21 protein-coding genes, 3 pseudogenes and 1 other annotated feature are annotated in these 25,371 nt (G+C 58.8%); of the genes and pseudogenes, 10 read left to right on the forward strand and 14 right to left on the reverse strand.

The window, feature by feature from the left end:
- Positions 1–91 precede the first annotated feature (91 nt).
- The gene (locus AB3X86_RS07305; RefSeq protein ID WP_368595438.1) at positions 92–730 is read left to right on the forward strand and encodes a LysE family translocator; all 639 of its coding nucleotides are present in this window, start codon (positions 92–94) and stop codon (positions 728–730) included.
- A 72-nt stretch (positions 731–802) separates the two neighbouring features.
- On the opposite strand, the gene AB3X86_RS07310 is transcribed toward AB3X86_RS07305, so the two are convergent.
- Positions 803–2,437, reverse strand: coding sequence for an acyl-CoA synthetase (locus tag AB3X86_RS07310; protein ID WP_368595439.1), 1,635 nt, complete (start codon positions 2,435–2,437; stop codon positions 803–805).
- 182 nt (positions 2,438–2,619) lie between these two features.
- Here AB3X86_RS07310 and AB3X86_RS07315 point away from each other — a divergent pair, with 182 nt between their 5' ends.
- Positions 2,620–3,360: a Crp/Fnr family transcriptional regulator gene (locus tag AB3X86_RS07315; protein ID WP_368595440.1), complete on the forward strand. Its 741-nt coding sequence runs from the start codon at positions 2,620–2,622 to the stop codon at positions 3,358–3,360.
- Between the two features lie 18 nt (positions 3,361–3,378).
- Here the strand turns inward: AB3X86_RS07315 and AB3X86_RS07320 are convergent, their stop codons facing one another.
- On the reverse strand, positions 3,379–3,735 hold the full coding sequence (locus AB3X86_RS07320) for a transposase (RefSeq protein WP_368595441.1): 357 nt from the start codon (positions 3,733–3,735) through the stop codon (positions 3,379–3,381).
- A 285-nt stretch (positions 3,736–4,020) separates the two neighbouring features.
- Between AB3X86_RS07320 and AB3X86_RS07325 the strand changes: the two genes are divergently transcribed.
- The gene (locus AB3X86_RS07325) at positions 4,021–5,151 is read left to right on the forward strand and encodes a porin (RefSeq protein ID WP_368595847.1); all 1,131 of its coding nucleotides are present in this window, start codon (positions 4,021–4,023) and stop codon (positions 5,149–5,151) included.
- Between the two features lie 152 nt (positions 5,152–5,303).
- Here AB3X86_RS07325 and AB3X86_RS07330 read toward each other — a convergent pair whose 3' ends face one another.
- The gene (locus AB3X86_RS07330) at positions 5,304–6,446 is read right to left on the reverse strand and encodes a porin (protein WP_368595442.1); all 1,143 of its coding nucleotides are present in this window, start codon (positions 6,444–6,446) and stop codon (positions 5,304–5,306) included.
- Positions 6,447–7,983: 1,537 nt separating this feature from the next.
- On the opposite strand from AB3X86_RS07330, the gene AB3X86_RS07335 reads away from it, so the two are divergent.
- Both AB3X86_RS07335 and AB3X86_RS07340 read left to right on the forward strand, forming a co-directional pair.
- On the forward strand, positions 7,984–8,385 hold the full coding sequence (locus tag AB3X86_RS07335; RefSeq protein ID WP_368595443.1) for a hypothetical protein: 402 nt from the start codon (positions 7,984–7,986) through the stop codon (positions 8,383–8,385).
- 122 nt (positions 8,386–8,507) lie between these two features.
- Positions 8,508–9,350 carry an HAD domain-containing protein gene (locus tag AB3X86_RS07340; RefSeq protein WP_368595444.1) on the forward strand — a complete coding sequence of 281 codons (843 nt, stop codon included), beginning with the start codon at positions 8,508–8,510 and terminating at the stop codon, positions 9,348–9,350.
- Positions 9,351–9,687: 337 nt separating this feature from the next.
- Here the strand turns inward: AB3X86_RS07340 and AB3X86_RS07345 are convergent.
- Positions 9,688–10,158: pseudogene (locus AB3X86_RS07345) on the reverse strand (helix-turn-helix domain-containing protein); the annotation flags it as partial.
- A 590-nt stretch (positions 10,159–10,748) separates the two neighbouring features.
- Here AB3X86_RS07345 and AB3X86_RS07350 point away from each other — a divergent pair.
- On the forward strand, positions 10,749–11,285 hold the full coding sequence (locus AB3X86_RS07350) for a hypothetical protein (protein WP_368595445.1): 537 nt from the start codon (positions 10,749–10,751) through the stop codon (positions 11,283–11,285).
- A gap of 141 nt (positions 11,286–11,426) precedes the next feature.
- Here the strand turns inward: AB3X86_RS07350 and AB3X86_RS07355 are convergent.
- A pseudogene (locus AB3X86_RS07355) lies at positions 11,427–11,792 on the reverse strand (transposase); the annotation flags it as partial.
- A gap of 63 nt (positions 11,793–11,855) precedes the next feature.
- Between AB3X86_RS07355 and AB3X86_RS07360 the strand changes: the two are divergent.
- On the forward strand, positions 11,856–12,041 hold the full coding sequence (locus AB3X86_RS07360; protein ID WP_368595446.1) for a hypothetical protein: 186 nt from the start codon (positions 11,856–11,858) through the stop codon (positions 12,039–12,041).
- Between the two features lie 494 nt (positions 12,042–12,535).
- Here AB3X86_RS07360 and AB3X86_RS07365 read toward each other — a convergent pair whose 3' ends face one another.
- From AB3X86_RS07365 to AB3X86_RS07375, 3 genes and pseudogenes are all read right to left on the reverse strand, one after another.
- Positions 12,536–13,015, reverse strand: coding sequence for a bacteriohemerythrin (locus tag AB3X86_RS07365; RefSeq protein ID WP_368595447.1), 480 nt, complete (start codon positions 13,013–13,015; stop codon positions 12,536–12,538).
- 83 nt (positions 13,016–13,098) lie between these two features.
- A pseudogene (locus AB3X86_RS07370) lies at positions 13,099–13,619 on the reverse strand (IS3 family transposase); the annotation flags it as partial.
- A gap of 43 nt (positions 13,620–13,662) precedes the next feature.
- Complete coding sequence (locus AB3X86_RS07375) at positions 13,663–13,959, reverse strand: hypothetical protein (RefSeq protein WP_368595448.1); 297 nt, start codon at positions 13,957–13,959, stop codon at positions 13,663–13,665.
- Between the two features lie 322 nt (positions 13,960–14,281).
- Between AB3X86_RS07375 and AB3X86_RS07380 the strand changes: the two genes are divergently transcribed.
- Positions 14,282–14,875: a TetR/AcrR family transcriptional regulator gene (locus AB3X86_RS07380; protein WP_368595449.1), complete on the forward strand. Its 594-nt coding sequence runs from the start codon at positions 14,282–14,284 to the stop codon at positions 14,873–14,875.
- Positions 14,876–14,979: 104 nt separating this feature from the next.
- On the opposite strand, the gene AB3X86_RS07385 is transcribed toward AB3X86_RS07380, so the two are convergent.
- From AB3X86_RS07385 to AB3X86_RS07405, 5 genes are read right to left on the reverse strand one after another with little or no spacing between them, the layout of a single operon-like run.
- A complete protein-coding gene (locus tag AB3X86_RS07385; protein ID WP_368595450.1) occupies positions 14,980–16,617 on the reverse strand; it encodes an FAD-dependent oxidoreductase in 1,638 nt (545 codons plus the stop codon).
- A 55-nt stretch (positions 16,618–16,672) separates the two neighbouring features.
- On the reverse strand, positions 16,673–18,157 hold the full coding sequence (locus tag AB3X86_RS07390) for an FAD-dependent oxidoreductase (protein WP_368595451.1): 1,485 nt from the start codon (positions 18,155–18,157) through the stop codon (positions 16,673–16,675).
- Between the two features lie 18 nt (positions 18,158–18,175).
- On the reverse strand, positions 18,176–18,703 hold the full coding sequence (locus AB3X86_RS07395; RefSeq protein WP_368595452.1) for a VOC family protein: 528 nt from the start codon (positions 18,701–18,703) through the stop codon (positions 18,176–18,178).
- Between the two features lie 14 nt (positions 18,704–18,717).
- Positions 18,718–19,488, reverse strand: coding sequence for an SDR family NAD(P)-dependent oxidoreductase (locus AB3X86_RS07400; protein ID WP_368595453.1), 771 nt, complete (start codon positions 19,486–19,488; stop codon positions 18,718–18,720).
- 28 nt (positions 19,489–19,516) lie between these two features.
- Positions 19,517–20,953: an FAD-dependent oxidoreductase gene (locus AB3X86_RS07405; RefSeq protein WP_368595454.1), complete on the reverse strand. Its 1,437-nt coding sequence runs from the start codon at positions 20,951–20,953 to the stop codon at positions 19,517–19,519.
- Positions 20,954–21,279: 326 nt separating this feature from the next.
- Here AB3X86_RS07405 and AB3X86_RS07410 point away from each other — a divergent pair.
- Both AB3X86_RS07410 and AB3X86_RS07415 read left to right on the forward strand, forming a co-directional pair.
- Positions 21,280–22,514 (forward strand): IS3 family transposase gene (locus tag AB3X86_RS07410; RefSeq protein WP_368595455.1). Its coding sequence is split into 2 segments (ribosomal slippage): positions 21,280–21,568 and positions 21,568–22,514, totalling 1,236 coding nucleotides; the frame shifts between segments, so codons are not numbered across the junction.
- Positions 21,558–21,674 (forward strand) — a sequence feature (AL1L pseudoknot). It overlaps the preceding gene by 117 nt.
- A 163-nt stretch (positions 22,515–22,677) precedes the next feature.
- Positions 22,678–23,208, forward strand: coding sequence for a nuclear transport factor 2 family protein (locus AB3X86_RS07415; protein WP_368595456.1), 531 nt, complete (start codon positions 22,678–22,680; stop codon positions 23,206–23,208).
- Positions 23,209–23,364: 156 nt separating this feature from the next.
- Here the strand turns inward: AB3X86_RS07415 and AB3X86_RS07420 are convergent, their stop codons facing one another.
- On the reverse strand, positions 23,365–25,320 hold the full coding sequence (locus AB3X86_RS07420) for an FAD-dependent oxidoreductase (protein WP_368595457.1): 1,956 nt from the start codon (positions 25,318–25,320) through the stop codon (positions 23,365–23,367).
- Positions 25,321–25,371 lie beyond the last annotated feature (51 nt).

Genomic DNA, 25,371 nt, shown 5'->3' on the forward strand with positions numbered 1-25,371 from the left:
ATCTTGGCTTCCACCACCCGATTGGCGGACAATGCGAAACTCGGGATTCGCCAGAGCATCTGGCATCGGCCCGATCTCAGGAGACACGACCATGCCCGCCTCGACCGCCATCCTCACGATCCTCGCCGCGCTGCTATTGGGCGCGATGAGTCCGGGACCCAGCTTCGTCATCGTCGCGCGCAACGCGATCGGTCTGTCGCGCGGCGACGGTCTCGCGACGGCGCTCGGCATGGGTATCGGCGGCGTGTTTTTTAGCGGCATCGCGCTGCTTGGGCTCTATACGCTGCTCGCGACGGTCGAATGGCTCTACGTCGGGCTGAAAGTAGCCGGCGGCGTCTACCTGGTTTATCTGGCGTCGAAAATCTGGCGCGGCGCCGCGAAGCCGCTCGCGTTCAGCGAAACGCAACCCGGCAATGGCGTCAATCCGCGCAAGTCGTTCTGGATCGGCTTGAGCACGCAGCTCAGCAATCCGAAGACGGCCGTCTATTACGGCAGTATCTTCGCCGCGCTGCTGCCGCAGCATCCGCCGGTGTGGTGCTATTTCGCGCTGCCGCCGGCGATCTTCGCGATCGAAGCGGGCTGGTACACGATCGTCGCACTGTGCTTTTCGAGCCAACGGCCGCGCGAAATCTATCTGCGCTGGAAGGCGTGGATCGATCGCATCGCCGCAGGCGCGGTGACCGCACTAGGTCTGCGGCTGATTCTGAATGCGCACAAGGTCGGGATTTGACGCCAACCTGAAGCGGCGCGCGCCGGCGTGACTCGCTGCGCGCCGCCCTGAAACAGCGTCAATCGCGGCGCGTTACGCTTTTCCCTCCGCCTTGATCCGCGCGCGCAACTCGAACTTCTGGATCTTCCCCGTCGAGGTCTTCGGCAACTCGCCAAAGCGCACCGCCTTCGGCAACTTGAAGCCGGCCAAAAACAGCCGGCAGTGCGCGATGATTTCCTCCTCGGTCGCCTGCGCGCCTTCCTTCAACTCGATGAACGCGCACGGCACCTCGCCCCACTTCGGATCTGCCATTGCGACCACCGCCGCCACCGACACCGCCGGATGCCGGTACAGCGTGTCCTCGACCTCGATGCTCGAAATGTTCTCGCCGCCCGAAATGATGATGTCCTTGCTGCGGTCGCGGATGCGGATATAGCCGTCGGCCGTGCGCACGCCGAGATCGCCGGTGTGGAACCAGCCGCCATCGAAAGCGGCTTCGGTCGCGCGCTCGTTCTTGAGATAGCCCTTCATGCAGATGTTGCCGCGAAACATGATCTCGCCGATCGTTTCGCCGTCGTCCGGCACCGGCGCGAGCGTGTCCGCGTCGAGCACCGCGACCGCCGCCTGCAGGTGATACCGCACGCCCTGGCGGGCGGTCAGGTCGGCGCTGATTTGCTCGTCGAGCGCGTCCCACTCCTGCTGCTTCGCGCAGACGGCCGCCGGGCCGTAGGTTTCTGTGAGCCCGTACACGTGCGTCAGGTCGAAACCGATCTGCTTCATCTTCGCGATCACCGCGGGCGGCGGCGCGGCGCCCGCGACCATCGTCGACACGCGATGCGTGATGCCCTCGCGCCATTCGGCCGGCGCGTTCGCGAGCGAACTCTGTACGATCGGCGCTCCGCAGTAGTGCGTGATGTGCTCGCGGCGAATCAGCTCGAACACGGTCTTCGCGTCGAACTTGCGCAGACAGACGTTGACGCCCGCGCGCGCGGCCACGGTCCACGGAAAGCACCAGCCGTTGCAGTGGAACATCGGCAGCGTCCACAGATAGACCGCGTGCTTCGGCATATCCCATTCGAGAATGTTGCTCAGCGCGTTCAGATACGCGCCACGGTGATGGTAGACCACGCCCTTCGGGTCACCGGTCGTGCCCGACGTGTAGTTCAGCGCGATCGCGTCCCATTCATCGGTGGGCGGAGTCCACTCGTAGGACGGGTCGCCGGTTTGCAGGAACTGCTCGTAGTCGGTCGCGCGGATGAACTGCGCGGCGTCGGCGGGCTGCGCATCGGCCACGCTGATCACGCGCAGTTCCGGGAATTCGAGCGCAGCGCGATGCGCGAACTCGCCGTGTTCGGTATCGACGATCAACGCCTTCGCCTCCCCGTGGCGCAGCATGAACAGCAGCGTCGCGACGTCGAGCCGCGTGTTCAGCGTGTTCAGCACGGCGCCGGCCATCGGCACGCCGAAGTGCGCCTCGACCATCGGCGGAATGTTCGGCAGCAGCGCGGCGACCGTATCGCCGCGGCCGATACCGGCCTCGCGCAGCGCGCTCGCAAGCCGCCGCGCGCGCTCATACGTCTCGCGCCAGTTACGGCGGATCTCCCCGTGGACGATCGCGAGCCGCTCGCCATACACTTGCGCTGCGCGCACGAGGAAATCGATCGGCGTCAACGGGACATAATTGGCCTCGCGCCGCCCGAGGCCTTCGTCGAACATGTGCTGTGTCATTGCTTCGTCTCCTGAGGCGCGAGCCGCGCCGCCGATTGTCGTGATCGTTTTCTATGAATAACCAGGGCCTAGCCTAGCAATTGTCGTCATGAACTGTCTGTCATTCAAATGACAGAGTGGCGCCGCTAGCGCCCTGCCTTGACCTGGCTCAGCCGGAACCGCTCCCACGACGCTTATCTCCAATGACCGTCGCTCCTTTCACCGACCGCGCCGACTCCCGCCCGCCCCAACGCGTCGCGCCCGCCGACCTCGCGCGGCTGTTCGCCACCTGCGCCTGGTTTCGCGCGCTCGCCGCCGAGCATCAGGCGATGGTGCTCGCCAGCGCGCACGCCGAGCACTTTGAAGGCGGCGCGTGGATCGCGCGTCGCCAGCAACCGTCCGACTATTGGATCGGCGTGCATTCGGGGCTCATCAAGCTCGCTATCTACAACGCGTCGGGCCGCAGTTGCACGCTGTCGGGGGTGCCGCCGGGCGGCTGGTTCGGCGAAGGCAGCGTGATCAAGCGCGAGTTGCGCAAGTACGACGTGGCCGCGATCCAGCCGTCGCTCGTGATGTTCGTGCCGTCCGCGACCTTCCATGCGCTGCTCGAATCGAGCCTGCCGTTCACGGGTTTCGTGATCCGGCAGTTGAACAACCGGATGGGGGAATTCATCGCATCGATCCAGAACAGCCGGCTGCTCGATGTGGACGCACGCGTCGCGCAATCGCTCGCGCAGCTGTTCAACCCGGATCTGTATCCGGACACGGGCCGCACACTGGCGATTTCGCAGGAAGAGGTCGGTTTGCTCGCGGGGGTGTCGCGGCAGCGCATCAATCAGGCGCTGCAGAACCTCGAGAAGCTGCGGATTTTGGGTCTGTCATATAACCAGATCGAGGTGCTCGATCTCGAGCGGCTAGAGGCGTACGGACGAGAGCAGATTTAGCGGCGCGGCGGGCGCACGCTATCCGGCGCGCACGCCGCCCTTGCGTGTCGCGCGCATTTCGAGAGCGGCGTCGGTCTTGAACAGCGCGAGCATGATCGCGCTCAGCACGCCCGATTTTTTCCAGCGCAGATAGTAGCGATGCGCGGTCTGGTACGGCACGCAGTGCCCGGGCATCGCGCTCCACGGTGCGCGCGTGTGCAGCACCCACATCACGCTATTGAGCACGTGGCGAATATCGATCGGCGGACGACCACGCCGCGGGACGTCGTCATTCAGGGTTTCGGGCAATAGCGGCGCGACCTGCTGCCATTGCTCGTCGGTCAACTCCTGAACGATCGGCCTCGTCCTGATGGATTCGGAAGATGGGCTATTCATGCGTGAAAGCGCACGCGCCAAGCGCGTGTCGGCGTCGCTCCAAAAAGTAGTGTCGTTACGTCAACTCGTTCGAGACTACTCGAAGCTTGCCTGGGAGAAAGTCAACTTTTGTGATCCGGAACGGCGCAATGTCAAGAATGGCAATAGGCTATTGCGTCAACGCGCTGATGGCTCGACGCGGATCGTGGTCTATCATCGGCGCGCCCGGCGCCGCCGCCCCCCTCGGCGCCCGCCGCGGCCGAACTAAAAGATCTCTCTCCACACGCAGGAAATCCCTTGAGACACATCCGCTTTATCAAGACCGCCGCGCTCGTCGGCGGCGCCGCGCTTGTCGTGACGTCCGAACAGGCTTCGGCACAAAGCTCGCTCACGCTGTACGGCGTCGCCGACGTCAGCGTGCGCTATCTGACGAATTCGAACGCCAAAAACGATGACCGTCTGTACATGACCAACGGCGCGATCACCAACAGCCGCTGGGGTCTGCGCGGCTCGGAAGATCTCGGCGGCGGTCTCACGGCGATCTTCGACCTGGAAAGCGGCATCAACATGCAGAACGGCTCGGCCTCGGATAGCCAGCGCATTTTCAATCGAAACGCATACGTCGGCGTCAGCAGTCAGTACGGCACGCTGACGCTCGGTCGCCAGAAGACGCCGCTGTTCGACCTGCTCGGCGATACCTACGACCCGCTCACGGTCGGCAACTACAACGAGAACTCGTGGCTGCCCGGCGCGCTCGGCGCGGGGCTGTACGCGGATAACGCGGTCAAGTACACGGGCATGTTCAACGGCCTGACGGTGGCCGCGATGTACTCGTTCGGCACGAACGCGGCATCGACCGGCGCGGGCGGCTTCTCGGGCCAGGTGCCGGGCCATCTCGGCGCCGGCAACATGTACGGCTTCACGCTGTCGTACGTGGCGGGTCCGCTGTCGGTCGCGGCCGGCGTGCAGCAGAACAGCGACAACAGCAATCACAAGCAGACCATCTTCAACGCGAACGCGGTTTATGCGTTCAGCTCGACGAAGCTGTACGTCGGCTATCTGCATTCGAAGGACGACACCGGCTTCGTCGACAGCGCGCTCGCGCAGCAGACGCTCGTGCCGGGCGTCGATATCGTCAAGGGCTCGGGCCGCATCGACAACGGACCGTTCGCCGGCGTCACGTGGCAGGCCACGCGCGCGCTGACGCTGACGGGCGCCGCGTACTACGACCACATGTCGAACGCGGCGATCGGCAATGGTCAGGTCGGTAGCGGCTATCGCTACACGTTCGTCGGACTGGCCGAGTACGCGCTGTCGAAACGCACCGAGGTGTACGGCACCGTCGATTTCGACAAGGTGTCAGGCGCGGCCTCGGTCGAACTGCCGGGCCGCAACAACCAGACCGGCGTTGCGCTCGGTCTGCGGACGATTTTCTAAGGCTCCGGGTCGTCATCGCAAAACGGGTGTCTCCAGGGACGCCCGTTTTTTTGGCGCTCGCATACGGAAACCGGCCTACCGGTCTGCCGCGCGCATAAAAAAAGGTGCCGCGAACGGCACCTTTCTGTACTACGGGCAGCTTCTGCTGAAGCTTAGAAGCGGTGACGCAGACCGACCGTAGCAGCCGTCTGGTTCTTGGACGACGAGGTCGGAACCGTGTTGTCGCCGCTGTAGATCGAAGCCACGCCGCCGTCGCCCATTGCGTGCTGGTACACAGCCTGAGCGTAGACGTCGGTGCGACGCGACAGCGAGTAGTCAGCCTGCAGGCCGATCTGGTGGTAACGGGTCTTCATGTCGTTACCGTCGGCGTTGATGCCGTAGCCGCGTGCGTCGGTGAACGTGTACGCAACGCCGAGAGCCATCGCCGGCGTCAGGTTGTACTTGCCGTTGATTTCGTAGTTGTTGGTGTGGCCTTGACGCTGACCAGCTGCTGCACCAACCAGGTTATCGACGCGCGATTGCGTCCAGGCCACGCCGACCAGCGCCGGGCCGAAGCCGTACGAAGCGCCTGCGCCGAACTGACGCTGACGGAAGTTGCCCGTCAGGACGCCCGACGTGTTCGCCAGAACGCCGTCCGATGCGCCGCTGGTGTTAGCAGCCGGGTTGTTTTGCTGAGCGTAGGCAGCACCGAGGTGCAGGCCTTGCCACTGGTAAGCAGCGCCCAAGCTGTACTGACGGTTGTTGGCGAAGCCACCAGCTTGGTTCGAGAAGCCGTACGTGCCGCCGAACGTGAAGCCAGCGTAGTTAGCGCTCGAGTACTTGATCGAGTTGTTGACCGACAGACCACCGTTGGTGCTCAGGTTGTCGTTGTTGAACGGGTGCGCGAAGTACGTGCCGCCCCAGCTGCCCGTTGCGGTCAACGGTGCGAGGTAGTCCTGCGCTGCGTCGTACTGGCGACCCAGCGTGACCGTACCGAATTGCGCGCTCGACAGACCGACGAAGGCCTGACGGTTGAACATGCCCTTGTTGTTAGCGAACTGGCCGTTGTTGATGTTGAAGCCGCTTTCCAACGTGAAGATTGCCTTCAGACCGCCGCCCAGATCTTCCGAGCCACGCAGGCCGAAGCGGCTCTGGTCGATGCCGCCGCTGTTTGCTGCCCACTTGGAGCTGCCAGCAACGTTGCTGGTGTAGGTCAGACCTGCGTCGATCAGACCGTACAGGGTCACGCTGCTTTGCGCGTGAGCGACCGAAGCGAACGATGCGGCAGCCGCAACGACGATGAGACTCTTTTTCATGGGAACTCCAATTCGAAAAATTTATACGGGGAGCAGGACCTGCCTCAGCAGCCGATGCATCGCATCCGCCGCCGCCCGCTTGGCCGACCCGTTCGGATCGACCGGGCACCCTTGAAGCGAAGCGTGAGTGTAGGGGGACACCCTGGTATCGACGCCGACAATTCACGCAACAGGATTTTTCGAATTTCGCAACAATGCTGGGGCCAGCGGGGATAACTTGTTGTTTTTCCAACGTTTATCGCAAGATCTAAGTGCCGGATCGCCAGCCCCAGCCAAAACGAATTTGCAACGCGCCAATATTCGAAGTTGTGCGTTTGCAACAGTGTTTTAATACGCGCGACCTAATCGGGTCGCAGCAAACTGACGAAAAAACCCCGATATTTCTTGGAATCGAACGGCTCGAATGATGGTTTTCCGCGTTGTTTGAAATTTATTTTGCAATCGCCGGAACTTAATCGAGTTAATGCAGTCAGCTTGGCGTGTCTAGCAATTAATCGTTTCAGGCGGGGCCGATTAACTTGTCGAATCGACAAGACCGCTTATTCACTTGATCCTTATTGGCCAGCTTAAGCAGTTGCTGCCACTCCCCGGCAGCACATCGGTTCTAGCCTGCCTCGTCGAATCAGCATTCACTTTTGAGAAACCGCCATTGCGACGGTCTTCTATTTCACGCTTTGTCACGTCTCTATAAGATGCGCTCGCGACCAAGCGAAGAAGCCTTCAGCACGGGCATTGCCCGGAGGTGAATTGCGGCGCCGGCCGCCGCGTGACAAGACCCGTGCTGAAAGCGGACGGCGTGTATCAACAAGCCTTCCGCATTCAATTAACGGCCGGGCGGCACCCGCATTTACACGGAGTTTCCCTGATTACGCGCGAGCACCGCTTATGGCTTGCGGGGAGCGCGCTTGAGCGCCTCCTCGTCCTCGGGCGAGGAACCCGGCGCGAGCGGGTCGGTGTCGGGCGGCGCGTCGGGCAATGGACGCGGCTCGCCGTCGGATTCCTCCAGCGGCTGATTCGGAGGCGCGGCGGGGTCGATGTTGGGTCGGTTTGCATGACGGCCTCCAGGTGACGGGAACAGCTCCCTACGCTGGATGCGCAACGGCTATTCCTGAGATCGCTGGCAGTTCGCCGCCTTCGGCGCCTGTAGAAATCGCGCTGGCTCGAAACCGAATTTGCAACGCCACGCCCGACGAAGGCCGCCCCAAAAACAAAAAGGGTTCCGGAATGTGCCGATAACCAAATCGCGACCGCAAATTAAAGGATAAGCCGTCCGTTCATAGGGCTCGCAGGCCGGCTACGACTGCGGCGGAAAAGTATAACTTGGCCCATCGAACGCGATTAAAGCATAAATCGTCTAAAAGAATATCTCCCTGCGCAACGGCTTCATTTTACCCGCCTTAGTACGAGCAGAATCGCGCTAGCATAGGTCATGGCTGCAGAGGTAGCAGACTCACCGACTGAGGCGCCCCCTTGGCGCCCGACCTAGAGGAGATCGCATTCATGTCGACGCCCCAACGCACCCGGCGCAGTGCTACCGATGTCGGAAATCCAAGAGCAGATGATGACCAGGCAGCATGTGGTTCCTGATGATTTCCCGAGAGAGCGGTGGCCTGCCCTCGTGCCCGGTTCACAGCCCAAGCTTCTGGTGAGCGAGAAGGACGGGCGGTATTACACCGATCTCGCAGGAGACGAGCTGTGGACGCGATATGACGCTTGTGAGGATCTTGCCCGTCAGCTATCGGTGTACGCCTCGCGAAAGATGTCTGGGTTTAGTCTGTCGCTGGACGATGCACTCGATCGGGCTGAGAAAGGTGTGAAAGCAAAGGTCAGCGCCGGCCTGTGGGATTTTTCTCCTGCTGAGATAGCGTGGGTGATGAAGCGCACGCGTGAGTTACTGTCGGTAGCGGCAAGCGGCGCAGGAAGAAGTGGGTGTTTATGACGTTGCCGTCGACTGTAAAGCCTCGCGTTGGGAACGCGCGTTCCGGGAAGGACTCTGCCCGCCTTCGACAATCGCGACTTCTATGATCTGCGAACCTTCGGGTGCTTAGACAACTAGACCACATGCATCACCACTCCAATAACATCAGCGACAAACCAAGCCCCTTAATAATAGATCTGAAGACTTTGGGACAATCGGTGGAGCGCACCCGGCTCGCCTGTCAACTCACGCTTGTTGACGCTGCGAGCTACATCGGCGTCTCGAGGGGCGTACTTGCTCGCATTGAGGCCGGACAATCTGTGGGCACGGAGCGCCTGTTCAAGGTGCTGACGGAACTAGGACTTGCCGTGCTCGTCATGCCGAAGTCCGACGCCGGAGACGCCTTGCAGGCGGTCGGCCATACGGTGAACTGGTTTGAAATCGCGTCGCGGCGGTCCGCGGCCAAAAAGCCCGAAGCGAAAACAGCCCGTGTACTAGACAATCCGACGCCGACGCTTTTCGTCGACTTCGACGGAACGCTTCACGCAGGCCATTCCTATATAGACAAAGACGAACAGATCTCTCTCGACTCCGGTCGGCCGCTCTTCGAATTCGCTCCAATCCTAGCTGACATGCTTGTGCCCTACCCGGCCGTCGAGATCGTGCTTACTACCTCGTGGTTGCAACGATTCCGAGTCGAGCAAGTCATCGCATTCCTGCCGCCAGCGCTCGCTCGTCGCGTCGTCGGCACTACCTCGGACATAAAGCCGCGTTTTAGCTATTTGCGAAACGGCTCAGGTCGGACTGATGTCATTGCTCAATACGCATTTGGGAACCGTTTGAAAAACTGGCTTGCGCTGGACGACTCTGTGTTCGATGCGCATCTCTTCAGCCGCGAAGGCGGCGAACCGGTCGCAAACTTTCTGTTGTTGGACTCAGCACTCGGAATCAGCGACGACCGGGCACTGGCGTGCCTGCGGACTTAGCTGGACAGGGTCGGCTCGAGCGACTCCGGCGAAGCTGCCGAGTAATGCACCGGCATCCGAGATGTCCGAGTCGCCTTCCTTCGCGAACCCGGCAAGCAATCGGGATTAATTTTTAAAGTTGGCGGCTCAAAATGTGCTCGCCGTCACTGGAGACGGTGAACACAACCGGAGATACAAAGATGAGCAAGAACAGCGGCAGCGGAAGCAGCAAGGGAAGCAGGACCGGTTCGTCGCGGAACCGGGCGAGCGATCACAATCGTGAGCAACAGCTAAATTACAACAACGACAAATATTGGCGATCGCGCGGAGAGGAAGGCCGCCCGGCGAACTGGGAGGCCCATAGATACCGGCTGTGTCCCAGCAAGATCGAGAACAGCCAGATCAAGCGGCGCTGGCCGGGCGTGTCGTCGAATTCAACGTTGAAATGCGCGAAGTCCACCTGCGCCTGCTGACCGGCCGGCGTCTCGAAACGCACTTCAAAGCCGCGCTGGCGCGGTGGCCGTATCTCGCGCAGCAGATCGCCCAACGCGGTGCGTCTGCCTGGATAGCCCATCGACCGAATCTCCCTCAGCAGCCGCTCGACACTCAGTTCGGGGAAGGCACGCACCCGCTCGGTCACATAGCTGACGAACGGGTCAACGACACAAGGTCGCGGCGCACGCAGACCGTAGCGCGGCGCCTGAACGCCGTCCCGGATGTACTTGCGAACTGTCTTGCGATCCATACCAAGCCGGGCGGCAATGGCCGAGACGTTCAGCCCCTGCCGATGCAGTTCCAAGATCGTCATCCCATCTCCCAGATCGATCATCGAAATCCCCGTCAGCGTGGGCCTGAACGGGGATATCGTCGGTGATCAGCCGACGAGGTGCGCGGCTACGCCGAGCACCTCGTCCTTCAACCAACTGGGGATTTTTACTTCGTCGATGGGTCAGTTTCTAATCGGCGCTGACAGCCAGTCATGGAGTAGGTTTTTCTTTTGTGTTTGCGCGGTCAATCAGATGCGCGTTCCATCCTCAATCGTTTGACATGCTAGTGGTGCCATTTTGTCCAACATCATTGTATGGCTTACGCGTACTCGAAAGCTGCTGAACACTAACCGACATCAATCGATCTCGACAACGATCGAGTGCGCAGCACGGACTTCTGGGCCCGCAGCTTCCGCCAGCCAAGCCAAGCTGAATAAATTATCCTTTCTACAGTTCAGGGCCGGTCTCAATGATGGGACTTTCGAAGATTGCCCTCAAGTTACTACTCCGCCTTAAGCGGTGCTTTTCAAAACACAAGGAAGAAGCCGAAAGCATCGTTATTTTCCTATGAGATTCTTACGCGTGGACTATATTTGGATTTATTGCGTGGAACCGCAACGATCTGAAGGTCTGAAGAGAAAGAGGTGGCGCGATGAAAGTCAAATCCTGGCTAGTTGTGGCTGCTGCTGCGGCGGCTCTGACGGACTTCACAGCGGCATATCCTGAAGAGGCGTTGAGTGGGACGACGTTGAGTGGCACGCCAATGGTGGTCATACGTTTGAACGCCACGCAGTCCAACAGGGGAAAGATTGCGGTCGCGACGTTGCTCCCCGGCGTGCCGGATTGCTGCGGGTCACCAAGGACCGAGCTGCGAGTCTGGATCAGTGGTGTACCAAATCCGACCACCCTTCCACCCCGCGTCTTCACCTACATCTATCCAGGTCAGTGCGGATCGTTGGGCCCACAACCGGCGTACGATTTGAACCGGCGGAGGGTCATTCTCGGTAACGGCCTCCCAGGGTCCATCATGTGGATCTCCCGTCGCGTCGAAGCCCCGATCAACGGATTGACGTCCTCGAACTACGCATTGGTGTTGCGTACGAGTCCGGCAGATGGGAATGTGGATATTTTCTGCGGAAACCTCAAAGGGAATCCCAGCATCGAAACACCGCCGGCAAATCCATCATAGGCCTACCGAGAGTGCTGATCACGAGGTGACCCTGATGCGCGCTGCCAAGGAACTGCTGCCATATCGGTGATTGTCAATGTAGTTGTCGCCTCACTTCACGCACACTGCTCTAATTCGGCCCGGGGCGTGCGCTCCGGATTGAGCTTCGGCGTACGAGTTCCCGTTACTCACGCGTGGTCGGCTGAACGAAGCCACCACGCCCAGGTTTTCCAGCGTGGCGAGCATCGTCGCGCCCTTCATCGCGCTACCGTTGTCCGAGTGCAGCACCGGCGGACGCCCCGCTAGCCCCTCCGCCAGACTCGTGCGCCGCATAAGCAATCTGGCAGGTTCTGCAGATTCCGCGTCCTGCACTTCGTGGCCCACGATCTTGCGGCTGAACACATCCAGCACCATGTACCAGTAGTAAAGCTTGCCGTTGATCGCTGCAGGCACCCACGTGATGTCCCACGACCAAACCTGATTCGGTGTCGTCGTACAATGACTGGTGACCGCACGAGGCGAAGGCTGGAGGTTGCACGCGCAGGAAGCCACGGCCGCGAGTTTGCTGTGGTGGCCTAGGAGGTACGGGCGTTGGCCAACAGGAGTGTGGAGTCAGCGAAGGGGATCAAGGCCCTGATCAGCGATTCGGCATCGAAGATCGAGAGGGGGACGTCCAGCGTGGCCAACGCACGTCAGGCCATGGAGAACATCGTGGCTTCGGTGAATCGCGTGTCGGACATGACTCAGGAAATCACGGCCTCCGCCGTGGAGCAGTAGCGGGGGATGCACAAGGTTGATCAGGCTGTGCACAGACCCGATGAACTGCTGGCCTCGAACGCGGCGTTGGTGGAGCAGACGGCAGCCGCCAACTCTTCTTTGACGGAGAGCACCCAACGATTGTCCCGCGACCTGGTTTTGAAGTAAGGACCGCAAGTACCGCAAGGACAGACCCGAGCGCGCGCTATACGCAATCGATTTCACGAAAGACCGAGGTCACCAAAACACCCTCTTTTCCGACCTACCTGTGAGGGTCCAGAAAGTGGCTCAAAAAACCTGTTTCTCGACCCATCGTGGCTGACCCTAGGGAATCACCGGCATACCGGCCGCGGCTTCCTTCAGGGACTTTCGCTTTCAGGTCGAAATTATGCAATAGTAATTCACTTATCAACTGCAAAAATTCGAATTCCAATCACTGAATATTCATCTATTAAGTCAAAACGAATCCAAAAGATAATTCAATAATAAATGTACGGGCTACGTTGGTATTATTTTTATGCGGCTTGCTGATTCGGAACTCGGCTCTCATCCGGCGTCAAGTTGCGACGAAGGACCACGGGTTTGCCGCCATACATTTGCTTGCTCACCCACGCGGAGAGTGCGGAGTCCATGTACTCGGCGTGTCCAGGAAACCAGTCAACGAGGGCCTGCGCGAGGCTCTTGATCTCTTCCAGACTGACCTCCCCAACGATGGCCAGTTCATGGACCTGATGAACCGCATCCGACACCTTCTGGTGCTCATCCATGTGGCAGTTGCGGTTCGGAAACGCGGTACTGTCCATCAACTCCAACTCCATCGAGAAGTGGGAATCCAGGTGCTGTTCAAGCGCTGCTAGACACGCGACTGCTGTGGCATCCGTGCACTGCTGAAGCTCGGTCACGACGATCACGAATTCTTTATGCGTCGCATCGATTGGACCATGGCCCAACAGCATCGCATCGCTCCATTGCAGCGTTTTTGTATCATTGCTCATTCTTTGATTCTCCCGCTATACCAGCGCATTAGCGATTCGCGATTCGACCTTCCCTCTGTTATTCGCCTTCCAGAGGCACGGGGTTATGCAGCCGCTTCCTTTGCGTGTTGAGCCGCGAGCCAGTCGTGCATGAACTGGGCCGGTGATATAAAGCCGAGCGACAAATGACGACGATCGCGGTTGTAGAACACTTCGATGTATTCGAGCAAGTCCGCCGCCGCTTCGCGATCCGTACGAAGGCGCGTTGCATAGACCCGTTAGTTTTTTAGGCTGTTGAAGAAGCTCTCCGTCGGCGCATTGTCGCAACAATTTCCTGTGCGGCTCATAGAGCAACGCATGCCATTGTCAGACCACGGCTTCCCGATTGAACAGGTCCAGCACGACCGTCAGATATAGCCAGCCCTCGTCGGTCCAGATGATGTGATGTCCGCGCTGAACACCCGATTTGCGACACCCGGCGCGAACTCGCGGTTCAACAGGTTCGGCGCGACGGGCAGCTTGTGCCGGGAATCAGTCGTGATGCGGTAACGGCGCTTGTGGCCGCCAGGATACCGTTCTTGCTCATCAAATGCTTAACGCGTGCCTTGCTGGCTGGAAACCCGCGCTGGAAGACGAAGTTTTGGGCGAAGCTCAAATTTAATCCGATCTCAAAACACCATGAGAAGCATAACGGAGGCCATAATCGCACCGGCAAATCCCCATGAATCCGCCTTCGTACCGCCCGCTTGCCCGTTCTTAACGAAAGAGCCCCCCAGGTGGCAAACGCCGACGACGCCAAACCCCAGCATCACGCTGGCGATACGCACGAGACAGTACGATCCAAGATCGTCAATCTGATTCTCAACTCCAGACACGGTTCGCAGGTACAGACCGAGCCCCCCGCCCAACCCCGTCACCGCCAGCACCGCGCTGGGCCACACGTTGCCCACCAATCCGCCTCTCATGGTTGTCTCCCCCTCTTGCTGTCTTCGAAACATCTATGACTGTTTTTAATTATGTTAAAGTGGACGCCGCACAGCAATTAGGCATAAACCCTACTTTTAGGCAACTACGTCAGTTTTCTGGAGTTCTTTCTGGAACGTAGTTGTGCGATAGTTGAATTTGATATTCGCTTCTGACCTGACACGACGGGTAATGCACTTTTCACCCTTAATATCTTCACTCACAGAAAGCCCAATGAAGACCGCTAGAGACAACTTGTCCCGTTCCACAAGATCGGACAGTACTTGGCAAGCCGAGAAGAGCCAATTGATGCGGCGGCAGCTGATGGAAGCCGCCGTGCAATGCCTGATTGACATTGGCTATACGCAAACCACGACCGAGAAAATCGCAAGTATGGCTGGGGTCTCCAGGGGTGCAATGACGCACCACTTCAAATCCCGGGCGGAAGTATTCGAAGCCGTCGCGAACTACATTGTCGAGCAACGGGCAATCGAATACGAGAAAGCGATTAGTCGTATCGAGATGCCGTCAAGCGGCAAGCCCGATCTGAAGGCCATGCGGGCAACCATTTCGGCCCTCCAGAAGTACTATGCGGTTCCGACGTTTATTGCCTACAGGGAACTTCTGCTGAGCGCCCGTTCGGATAAGGACCTGCATCGCATTCTTGTACCCCTGTCAAAATCGCTCGATGAGAAAATCTCGACCAGCCTAGTGAACAAGTTCCCGATCTGGTCTGAATTCAAAGAGACCAGCGAAGTCCTGCGGGATTTGATTCTGCATACACTTCAAGGTATCGCATTTGATTACGTGGCGCCCCTGTCGGGCTCGCGACTGCAAAACCTGCTCGATCTTCTGGCCATCGTATCTTTCGACGAATTCAATCGCGCTTTGCGTCTGAAGCGCACCTCCCACGTCTGATACTCAAATTAAAACAGAAATAGAAGAAAGGCGTTGACAATCCCCAATCAACGCCCCTCTATGCCTAGGTCGCTCGTCAGCCTACGAGTGACCACGTGCTCGGTTTAGGCTCGGCCTTTGCGCTGGCCTGCATGCTTGCCGGCCAAATAGCCGAAAACCATAGCGGGTCCTAGCGTGCCGCCAGCGCCGCCGTAGGTCATGCCCATCGGCGATGCCTGTGCGTTGCCCGCTGCATAGAGGCCCTGAATGGGCTTACCATCTGTGTCGAGGACGTTCGAGTTGACGTCGGTTTGCGGCCCACCTTTGGTGCCCAAGCAGCCGCTTTCCACCGGGATAGCGTAGAACGGACCTTGGTCGAGCTTGCCCATGGTTGCCGCACGCGAACTGCGGTGTGCGGGCGACCCCCACCAGATGTCGTTCGCTGCGTTGCCACGTTGGAAGTCGGTGTCGTCCAGCGCGTCCACCTGTTCATTCCAGCGCTTCACGGTAGCTTCCAGACCCGCGGCGTCGATACCGACCTTCTCAGCCAGTTCCGCCAGCGTTTCGCCTGCAGCAATCCACTCAGGTGGGCGCATGCCATGCTCGAAACCATCGCTGAGGCCGCCGACGAATGGGTTGTTGCTGTAGTAGCCTTGGTCGAATACGAGCCAGCACGGGAGGTTCGCGTACTGGAACGCCGATACGTCCTGCTCGTGGAATGCGGCACCGAACGCGTTGTAGTTCGCTGCTTCGTTGGTGAAACGTTTGCCCTTCTTGTTCACCATGATCGAGCGCGGGAACGTACGCTCCCACGTGCAAAGTTGCAAGCCTGTACCATTGACCGATTCCGGCATTGGCATGATCGGAATCCACCAGGCTTCGCGCATGTTGCCGAGCATTGCCCCGACCTTCATGGCAATCTTCAGGCCGTCACCTTCGTTTTCCGGAACTGCAACCGTTTTGGTCATCGGACCACGAAGGAATGCACGGACCAGGTCCTTGTTGTGCTCGAAGCCGCCCGTGGCGATCACGACGTTCGGAGCCGTAACCGTCTTCACGCCCTCTGCCGTTTCGATCTTGACACCGGCAACCGCGCCGTTCTCCATGACGAGATCGATGGCGCGCGAGTTCAGTTGCGGTTCGATGCCCCGGTCCAGACATGCGCGAAGCAGACGACCGATGAGGGCTTGGCCCATGCCGCGCTCATCATTTTCACGACGGCGTTGCTTTTCAGCAGGGTCGATCTCCGTCGGAACCGGTTGACCCAGCGTCGTTTCCCCGACCGTGATGTTGTTATCCGGCCAGTACGGAGAGACCGTAACCTTGTCCTTCCACTCACCCAAGTTGCCGAACGGGAAGATGTGGCATTCGAGCGTACGACCACCTTCGCGCATGGCACCCGGAAATTCCGAATGGTAATCAGGGAAGTTGTAAATGCAATCGAACGTAACCGGGGAGCATTTGCCCAGGAAGTCGATCATCTCCGGGCCCGCATCCACGAAGGCTTCAGCAATTTCCGGAAGGATCGTGCCATGCGAGAGGGCGGCCAGATAAGTGAGGGCCTTCTCGCGCGAGTCTTCGCGACCCGGAGTTGGCAGACCGTGATTCGGAATCCAAATCTGGCCCCCCGACCACGCCGACGTACCGCCGACATCACCACGCTTCTCGAACACTGCAACGCGCGCACCACCTTCGTGGGCTGTCACAGCAGCCGTCAGTGCCGCAGCCCCTGTGCCAAGCACGATTACGTCAAAGTCACTCATTCGTATCTCCGCTTTATCTCTTCTTTAACGCAGGGGGCCAGCTGTCCCCTATGAGTTACGCTTTTTGCTCTTCCCAGGCGACTCCTGCGGCATCGCGACCAGCACGGCGGCCAAAGTAGCTTCCTGGTCCGAGGCTCATGCCACTGCCGTAGGCTTTTCCGCTCTTCGGAATGTGGGCGGCGCTAGCCCCCACCACATAGAGACCCGGAATCGGTTGGCTGTACAGGTCGAGAGCACGCCCACGTTCGTCGGCGCGAATGCCACCGAGAGTGATGAAGACATAGGTGGATTTGTTAAAGCTGATGTCAAAAGCGGCCCACGAACCGTTGCCCAGCGGCTTCAGCCAATCTACGTGCTTGTGGAAACGCTTGTCCTCGCCTTTCTCCGCGCCTTCGTTGTATTCGTTGAGCGTGCGAACCAGCGAACCTTGCGGAAGCTCCAACGCGGCCTCCATGGCATCGACCGTTTCGAAGCCGTCGATCAGCGTGTGCCTGGCGTGAGTGATCTCCGGATAAGCGAAAATTTCCTCGTCAACGATCAGGTACGCTTTCTGTCCCGGCTGCTCCATGATGAAGTTAGCCAGACGACCGTGATATACATCTTCGGCAACGAAACGTTCGCCATTGGCGTTAACGACGATGCCTTTGATGAGCTTGCCTGGAGGGTAGATCGAAGCCGTGGGAATTACACCATCCATGTTGACGGGATTGGCCCCTGCCGAGATGCCGAGGCGCACGCCCATGCCATCGTTGCTGGGGATACCCAAGGGTTCACTGGTCTCGCCCAGCAGCGGCAGATACTTCTTGATGAGCGGCTGCGACATGTTGTGTGAGCCACAGGCAATAATCACCCCGCGACGCGCTTTGACGAAGAAGGTCTTGCCCGGCTGCTTGACTTTGATGCCGACCACGCGCTTGTCGGAGTCCTGTACGAGTCCGACCACTGCGCTGTCGTAGATAGCTGGAATGTCCTGCTCGATACAGCGTGCGAGCAAAGGCTTCATGCCTTCAGCACCTGCGTTTTCACCCATACCCGCTACCTTGTGGCCCCGGGGAGCGGGCTTTGCAGCTTCGCGGAAAGGCCATGCCTTTTCATTGCCCGTCCACATCAGGCACGTGGTATCAGCGAGCCACACCGCCTTTTCGCCGTGGTATGTGCGCTCGAACGGAACGCCTTGATCTTCGAGCCAATCGAAGTGATCCTTGCTGTCCCGGCAGAACGCGAGAGCCGCATTTGAATCCAAAGGATCGCAGCAAGACATCATGAATGCGGCCATTTCTTCAGCCGTATCCTCGTATCCGGCGACTTTCTGCACTTCTGTTCCACCGCCCAGATAGAAGATGCCCGACGACATGGCGCTGGCTCCACCACCGCCCGAAGCGCGTTCGACGATCAGAACTTCCGCGCCAGCCTTGTGGGCTTCGAGCGCAGCACAGGTACCGGCAATACCTTGGCCCGCAACAATCACATCGACTTCCTTCTCCCAGGACGTAACGTCTTCGGGCGAAATGATTTGCGGAATTTCAATATTGTCTTCCATCTCAACATTCCTAAGCGATTAATAATTACGCACAGGGTCGGTACCATCGAACTGCAACGATTCCATTCGAATACGTTCGTAGAATTCGAGCAGGCGTGGTTCGGATGCGTATAGTTCTATGAAGTGACCGTGCTGCTCCACCGCGTCCATCATGGCGAAGTTGATGCCGGATGCCGCTTCTCCATAGAACCCCTCTGCAAACCCCTGCGCTTCAAAGTCTTTCATTGCCTTGGCAAGGTCATCGACTACCAAAGCGATATGATGAAATCCGGTGCGCCCATCAGGGTATAGGTCCGAGAATACCGAGGGCTCTGAACTGTGCACCTGAACGAGCTCGACCATGACATCGCCCCATTGACCGTAGGCCGAAGTGTGATCGAATACGCCGGGTTGGCCACGGTAACGAGCCAGGTTCAGGGGAACGTGATCGATCACGAGAAATGGGCCAGACCCAAATGCCGCCGAGTGCGCCGCCGCTGCCTTTCTCGCGTCTTTGACGTGGAAAGCGACTTGCCGAATACGGTACTGCATAAAAGAGCCGCCCACTTCCGCCTCCCTGATTAGAGCATCGTGGTGATGTCGCCAGCGAACCCGGCCATCGTGCCACCATCCACCGCCAGCTCTGCACCCGTGATGAATGCCGCCTCGTCGCTGATGAGAAACAACGAGGCTTGCGCCACGTCTATCGGGAAACCAACACGCCCGAGGGGAATGCTGAAGTTCTGCGCCATCTCCTTCGTGTCCAGATCGCGCTCCGGATTAATCATGGGCGTGTCGACCGCCCCAGGATGCACCGAATTCACGCGAATGCCGTGACCCGCCAGATCGAGTGCAGCGCTTTTGGTCATACCCCGCATCGCCCACTTGCTGGCGTCGTATATGGTCATACCCAGTGAACCGCGCAAGCCATTGATCGATGCGATATTGACGATAGCGCCCTTGCGCTTGGGAATCATCGCCTGCGACACCGCCTTCATGCCCAGCCACGAACCGCGCACATTGATTGCCATCACACGGTCGAAATCGGCCGTTTGGCTTTCGTTGATTCTGGAGAAATGCGTAACGCCTGCGTTGTTCACCAAGCCATCGACGGCGCCGAAATGATCCAGCGTACGGTTCACCACGTCAGTCCACGCCGCTTCTTCCGTGATGTCATGCTTGATGAACAGAGCGCGCTCGCCCAGGTCTTCAGCAACCGCGTGACCTTCACTCGCGAGTACGTCGGTGAGAACCACACGAGCGCCCTGCTCCACGAACAAGCGCGCGGTGGCTTCGCCCTGCCCACGAGCGGCCCCCGTGACGATAATCACCTTCCCTTCGATACGACCCATGCTGTGTCCCCTCCTTGTCTCTACGCGCTTATGACGCAGCGGCGGCCGCCAGCGGCGAATTCGCCACGGCACGACGACCTGCCTGGCGACCCATCGTGATAGCAGGTCCGATGGACATACCGCCACCCGGGTAGCGCCGGCCTTGAATAACGCCCAGGACTTCGCCTGCGGAATACAAGCCCGGGATAGGCACCCCGTCCTCGTCCAGCACGCGGCACTGGGTGTCGATGTCGAAACCCGCACCCGTGCCGCCAATCACCGAAGCCTTGACCTCGCAAGCGTAAAACGGCCCGGTACGAACCGGGAACGTCTTCTCTTCGGTTTGACCCCAGTGGCGATCCACGCCTGTGTCGCAGTCTTCGTTGTACTCGGATACTGTGTGTGCGAGTGCGCGCGGCGACAATCCGCACAGGGTTGCCAGATCGAACAGCGTTTCGGCTTTGAGGATTTCGCCTTTGGCGACTCGTTGACGAATCGTCGCCTCTTCCCATGTCGGGAGGTTCTCGCCAGATCCGTAAGGATTGAGATAGCGGAGATCATGGCTTGCGATCTTCAAGGCTTCTTCATCGAAAATCGCCCAGGCACGCCCTTCCGGTTGCTCGTTCAGCGCGTAGCCCGAAATAGCGTAGCTGGCCATCTCGGGTATGAAGCGTTTGCCTTTGATGTTGACCATCATGAGCCACGGCGGCAGGAACGGTTCGAGGAACTTGCCGTGCCCCGAATTGGGAAGCAGCAAGCCGGTATCGTGGCCGACGATAGCCGCACCGACCTGTTCCGCCAGCTTCAGGCCGTCACCCAGAATGAACGGAGCATCCTGGTGCACTGCCCATGTGCGGCTACCGTGTTGCGCAGCCGTGGGGAAGAAGCGCGCGAGCATTTCCGGCGAGTTGCCGAAACCACCCGTCGTGACGATCACAGCGTGAGCCGTCAAATCCGTACCCAGTGCGTGGACGCCAACGACCTTGCCGTTTTCCATCAGGAGACGTTCAACGCGTGTACCGAAAGCCACATCGATGCCCAAGACGCCTACGCGGTTGCTGAGTGCTTCAGCAATACCGGCGCCTGCAATAGCACAGGGGTGCGCGCGAGGCACCGTTTCGATACCACCCTTTGTCAGCAGTTCAGGCGGGAATACTGCACCGAGTTCGATCAGCCATTCCAGGCTCGTCGCACTGTTGTCGGCGATGAAGCGCATTATGTCGGGCTTAACGCGCCACTGGTTGATCGTCATCACGTAGTCGAACATAGCGTCTGCACTATCCTCGATTCCCCGCGCACGTTGAACCGATGTACCAGCAGCGAAAAACACCCCACCGGAGAGCGCAGTCGCACCGCCGAGCTTGCCATCGGCTTCGATAATCATGACCCGGGCACCTGCGAGGCTCGCCTCGATAGCGGCGCACATACCTGCCCCGCCGCCACCGACAATAATCACGTCATAGTCAACTTGATCTTCATTGCTCATCACTCACCACCTTACTCAACCCATCGTTGTCAGTTAGAACTTGAACCCAAACCACTCGCGTACAAGTCGCACGATTCCTGCGCCACCTTCAGCTCTGAAAATTCGATGGCCAGTTGGGCTAGAACCATACGGGTTATCCGGCCTTAACAAACAATCGTATCTGTCTTTTTGCTTGAGCACGAGCCGTGGAAACCCTCACTGCTGAAATGGTCACACCGCTACCGCGACTCGTCCCCGCGCAAGCAAGGCGAGCGCTGTCGATTCCATGAACGACTATGAACCGCCCCGGATTTGGTGGAGGCTCCAACTCTTGAGAGAATGGAGCCATGAACAAGTCGAACAAGTTTTCCCCCGAAGTCCGAGAGCGCGCTGTCCGCCTGGTGCGAGAGCAGCGTAGTGAACATCCGTCGCTGTGGGCGGCAGTCGAGTCCATTGCGCCGATGATCGGCTGCACACCACAGACGCTTCTGGACTGGGTCAAGCGAGACGAGGTTGATACGGGCGGGCGCGATGGGGTGACGAGCGCTGAGCGTGAACGCCTCAAGGCATTGGAGCGCGAGGTCAAGGAACTGCGCCGCGCCAATGAGATCCTGAAGCTGGCGAGCGCGTTTTTCGCCCAGGCGGAGCTCGACCGCCGCCTGAAGTCCTGAAGGCCTTTGTCGATCAACATCGCGACACCTTCGGAGTCGAGCCGATATGCAAGGTCTTGCAGATTGCTCCGTCGGGCTACCGTCGCCATGCTGCACGGCTTCGCGATCCGTCGCTGCGATGTGCCCGGGCCAAACGGGATGGCATCCTGCGCCCCGTAATCAAGCGTGTCTGGCAGGCCAACATGCAGGTCTACGGCGCGGATAAGGTCTGGAAACAGATGAACCGGGAGAGCTTCACGGTGGCGCGCTGCACGGTCGAGAGGCTGATGAAGCAACAGGGTTTGCGCGGTGTGCTTCGCGGCAAGCGGGTTCGCACAACGATCCCGGATGCTGCTGCCCCGCGTCCGCTGGACCGTGTCAACCGCCAGTTCAAGGCCGACCGGCCGAATCAGCTCTGGGTTTCGGACTTCACCTACGTTTCGACGTGGCAGGGCTGGCTCTACGTGGCGTTCGTGGTCGACGTGTTCGCCCGCCGCATCGTCGGCTGGCGCGTCAGTTCGTCGATGACCACGGACTTCGTTCTGGATGCACTTGAACAGGCGCTGTACGCTCGTCAGCCGGGCAATGACAGGACGCTGATACATCACTCCGACATGGGGGCGCAGTACGTCAGCATTCGCTACAGCGAGCGGCTGACTGAGGCGGGCATCGAACCATCGGTCGGCAGCCGGGGCGACAGCTACGATAACGCGTTGGCTGAAACGATCAATGGCCTGTACAAGGCTGAGCTGATTCATCGGCGCGCGCCATGGAAAACTCGTGAATCCGTCGAGCTGGCGATACTGGAATGGGTGGCTTGGTTCAATCATCATCGGCTGATGGAACCCCTGGGCTATATCCCGCCCGCTGAAGCTGAGGCAAACTACTATCGGCAACTTGAAAAAACTGCCGCCGAACCACTATCAACTTAAACCAACCAGCCTCCACGATTCCCGGGGCGGTTCACTACACCAAAGGCGGCCGTTAATTTGATACCCGGGATTCCAGATCCGCTAAGGGTTACTCAGAGTCGCGTGATCACTATCCTTGACTCACCGTGGCTGGATTCAGTTCGAGCCAATTTCACTCACTCAAATGAAACGAAGCCTGCTCAAGGATAAGCATGAACCCAAACAGTTCGCACATACTTCGAGAAATTATGGATCGCATGGAAATCGAGGCGCTTATTTGCAAAACATGCGAAGCCTCGACCGCATGCTGTTGGATGAACTTCGCGAGATATTCCATGACGACTCCGTTGTGAATGTAGGGGGTCTCTTCAAAGGAACTGGCGACCAAGCCGCGGTTCACGCCTCCAGGTTTCTCTCCGCATACGAATCCACACACCATCAACTCGGGCAGATGAGTATTCACCTCGAAGGGCATAGTGCCCATGGTGAAAGCTATTTCACCGCCTACCATAAGGTGATCAGGGACGGCGTATCGAACGACCTGGTTGTTGCAGGTAGCTATAAGGATCGCTATGAAAGCATGGATGGCGCATCGCATCCTGCGTTATCGTCACCGACTGGTCCAGCACTCGCCCAACTTCACAAGGGTTCATGGATGATCCTGGAGTCATTACCGGCTCAAGGGGTCAACTCGGCTAATTTCGGTATTATCTAAAAAAAAAACGCCGACATTATTTTAGCGCGTCGGCGTTTTTGCTTTTTCATATTCCGTCATCCATACCTTGGTCAGCAACGCTTTAAAGTCGTCGGTGATGAAAAAGCGAATCGATACACGATCAAACTGTACTGCCTGTGATATCGACTTCAGTGGTTACCTGATTGCCATTCCAGTTCTACGGCCATCGGCAATAGCGGCTTGAATATCCCGGGGCGAAGCGGCGTCACCAATGCGGCGAACGTCAGGAAGTTCGTCTCGCAATTCCATATAAAGCTCGTTGTTGGCGCTATTAGGCGTCACCAGCACAACCAGGTCTGCCTCCACCGACTCAGGGGAAACGCCACGCAGGTGACGAACACTGCACGCGTCGGCTTCGATTTCCTCCAGGTGCGAATCCACCATCAAACGGAACCGGCCGCGCGAGAACCGCTCGCCAGCAGGAATCGTGCGCTGCGTAGAATCGACATAAGGCGTCATCATGGCGTGGCGGGTAACCAGCGTGACTTCCATGTCCTGCGCCATCAGCGTATCAATTACCGCAATCGCTTCGAGATGCCCAACGTCATCCAGTACCAAGGCCTTCTTGCCCCAAATCTTCGGCGGATTCGTCAGCAGTTCGATGCTCGTATAAACATGGGGCAAATCGACGCCCTTAGGACGCACCCACGGCGTAAGCGTCTGGACTCCGTCTTTACGTTGAGTCGCACCCGTGGCCACGATCAGGACGTCGGGCTTCTGATCTCGCATGTCCTCTGCATCCACGTACGAATTGAGTCGAACATCGACGCCGAGCCTGTACACCTCCCGCTCGAGCCAGTACATGATGTCGCCAACACTCGACATATTGGGGGCTTTCATCGCCACTCGAATTGTGCCGCCCAGATTCGGTGAGGCTTCGAAGAGGACCACGTTGTGGCCCGATTTTGCTGCCACTCGAGCGGCTTCCATGCCGGCAGGGCCACCGCCGACGACGAAAACGCGGCGGGGTTCCGTTGCCTTGGCAATCAAGTCCTCTGAAAGTGTGGTTTCGAATCCGACTGCAGGATTCACCAGGCACCCCATTTTGCCACCGCGATAGAGTCCGCCGATGCAACCTTGATTGCACCCAATGCAAGGCCGTATTTCATCAACGCGACCGTCAACCGTTTTCCGAACCAGATCAGGATCGGCGATCTGTGCGCGAACGATCGAGACCATTTCTGCATCGCCATTCTTGATCACCTCTTCCGCCTCCTCGAGAGTACGGAATCGGCCAGCAACAATGCGTGGCAATGTCGAAGCTGCAGCGATGGGGACCGACGACGGCAACTCGTACCCGCTGGGGGTTTCCATCGTGGCAGTCATGGAGGCGATGCGATAGTAATCGCCCAACGAAACGTTCACGTAGTCGATCAGCCCCTCTTCTTCGAGTGCGCGGATGATCGCGTGGTTGTCCGACTCGTCAACGCCAATCGGGGCTTCGGTTGCCGACAAGCGAATGCCGACCACGAAATCAGGACCCACACGTGAGCGCACGGCTCGCATCGTCTCCATCAGAAAACGCATGCGGTTTTCCAGCGTCCCCCCGTACTCATCCGTGCGTTTATTCGTAACGGTCGACAGAAATTGGTGAAACAGGTAGCCGTGTGCGCCATGGATTTCGACGCCATCCAACCCACCTCGCTTGCAACGCTCAGCAGCAGCGGCAAACGCTTCGATAATGGTGTCGATTTCGCGACGGCCCATGGGTTGCGGCACCGACCCATAGAGCCCAGGGACGTCCGACGCCGACCACGAAAGTCCATCGATCCCCGGGAAATGCGCACCACCGTGATGTAGTTGCTGAAACAACTTCATCCCATAGGGGTTGATTACCTTGACCAGCTTCTGGTACTCCGTGACGATAGAGTCATCGAAATTTCGAATCGACCCCACTGACGAAGGATGGACGCTTGCGATCTCCAGGATAGTGAGACCGCAGCCGCCTCGGGCTCTCGCCTCATGGTAGGCAATGAAATCGTCGGTAAGGTGAGTCGTAGCGAAGTGCGTGCCATGCGCGGTGCGCACGATCCGGTTGGGAATCTCTACACCGCCGATTTTGATTGGCGTAAACACGCGAGACAGTTGCATATATTCCCCCTCTGTCAGTGGCTTATCTGACCTATACTAACAAACATACAT

This window comes from Paraburkholderia sp. BR14374 (assembly GCF_040948685.1).
GTDB classification, from domain to species: Bacteria; Pseudomonadota; Gammaproteobacteria; order Burkholderiales; family Burkholderiaceae; genus Paraburkholderia; species Paraburkholderia youngii.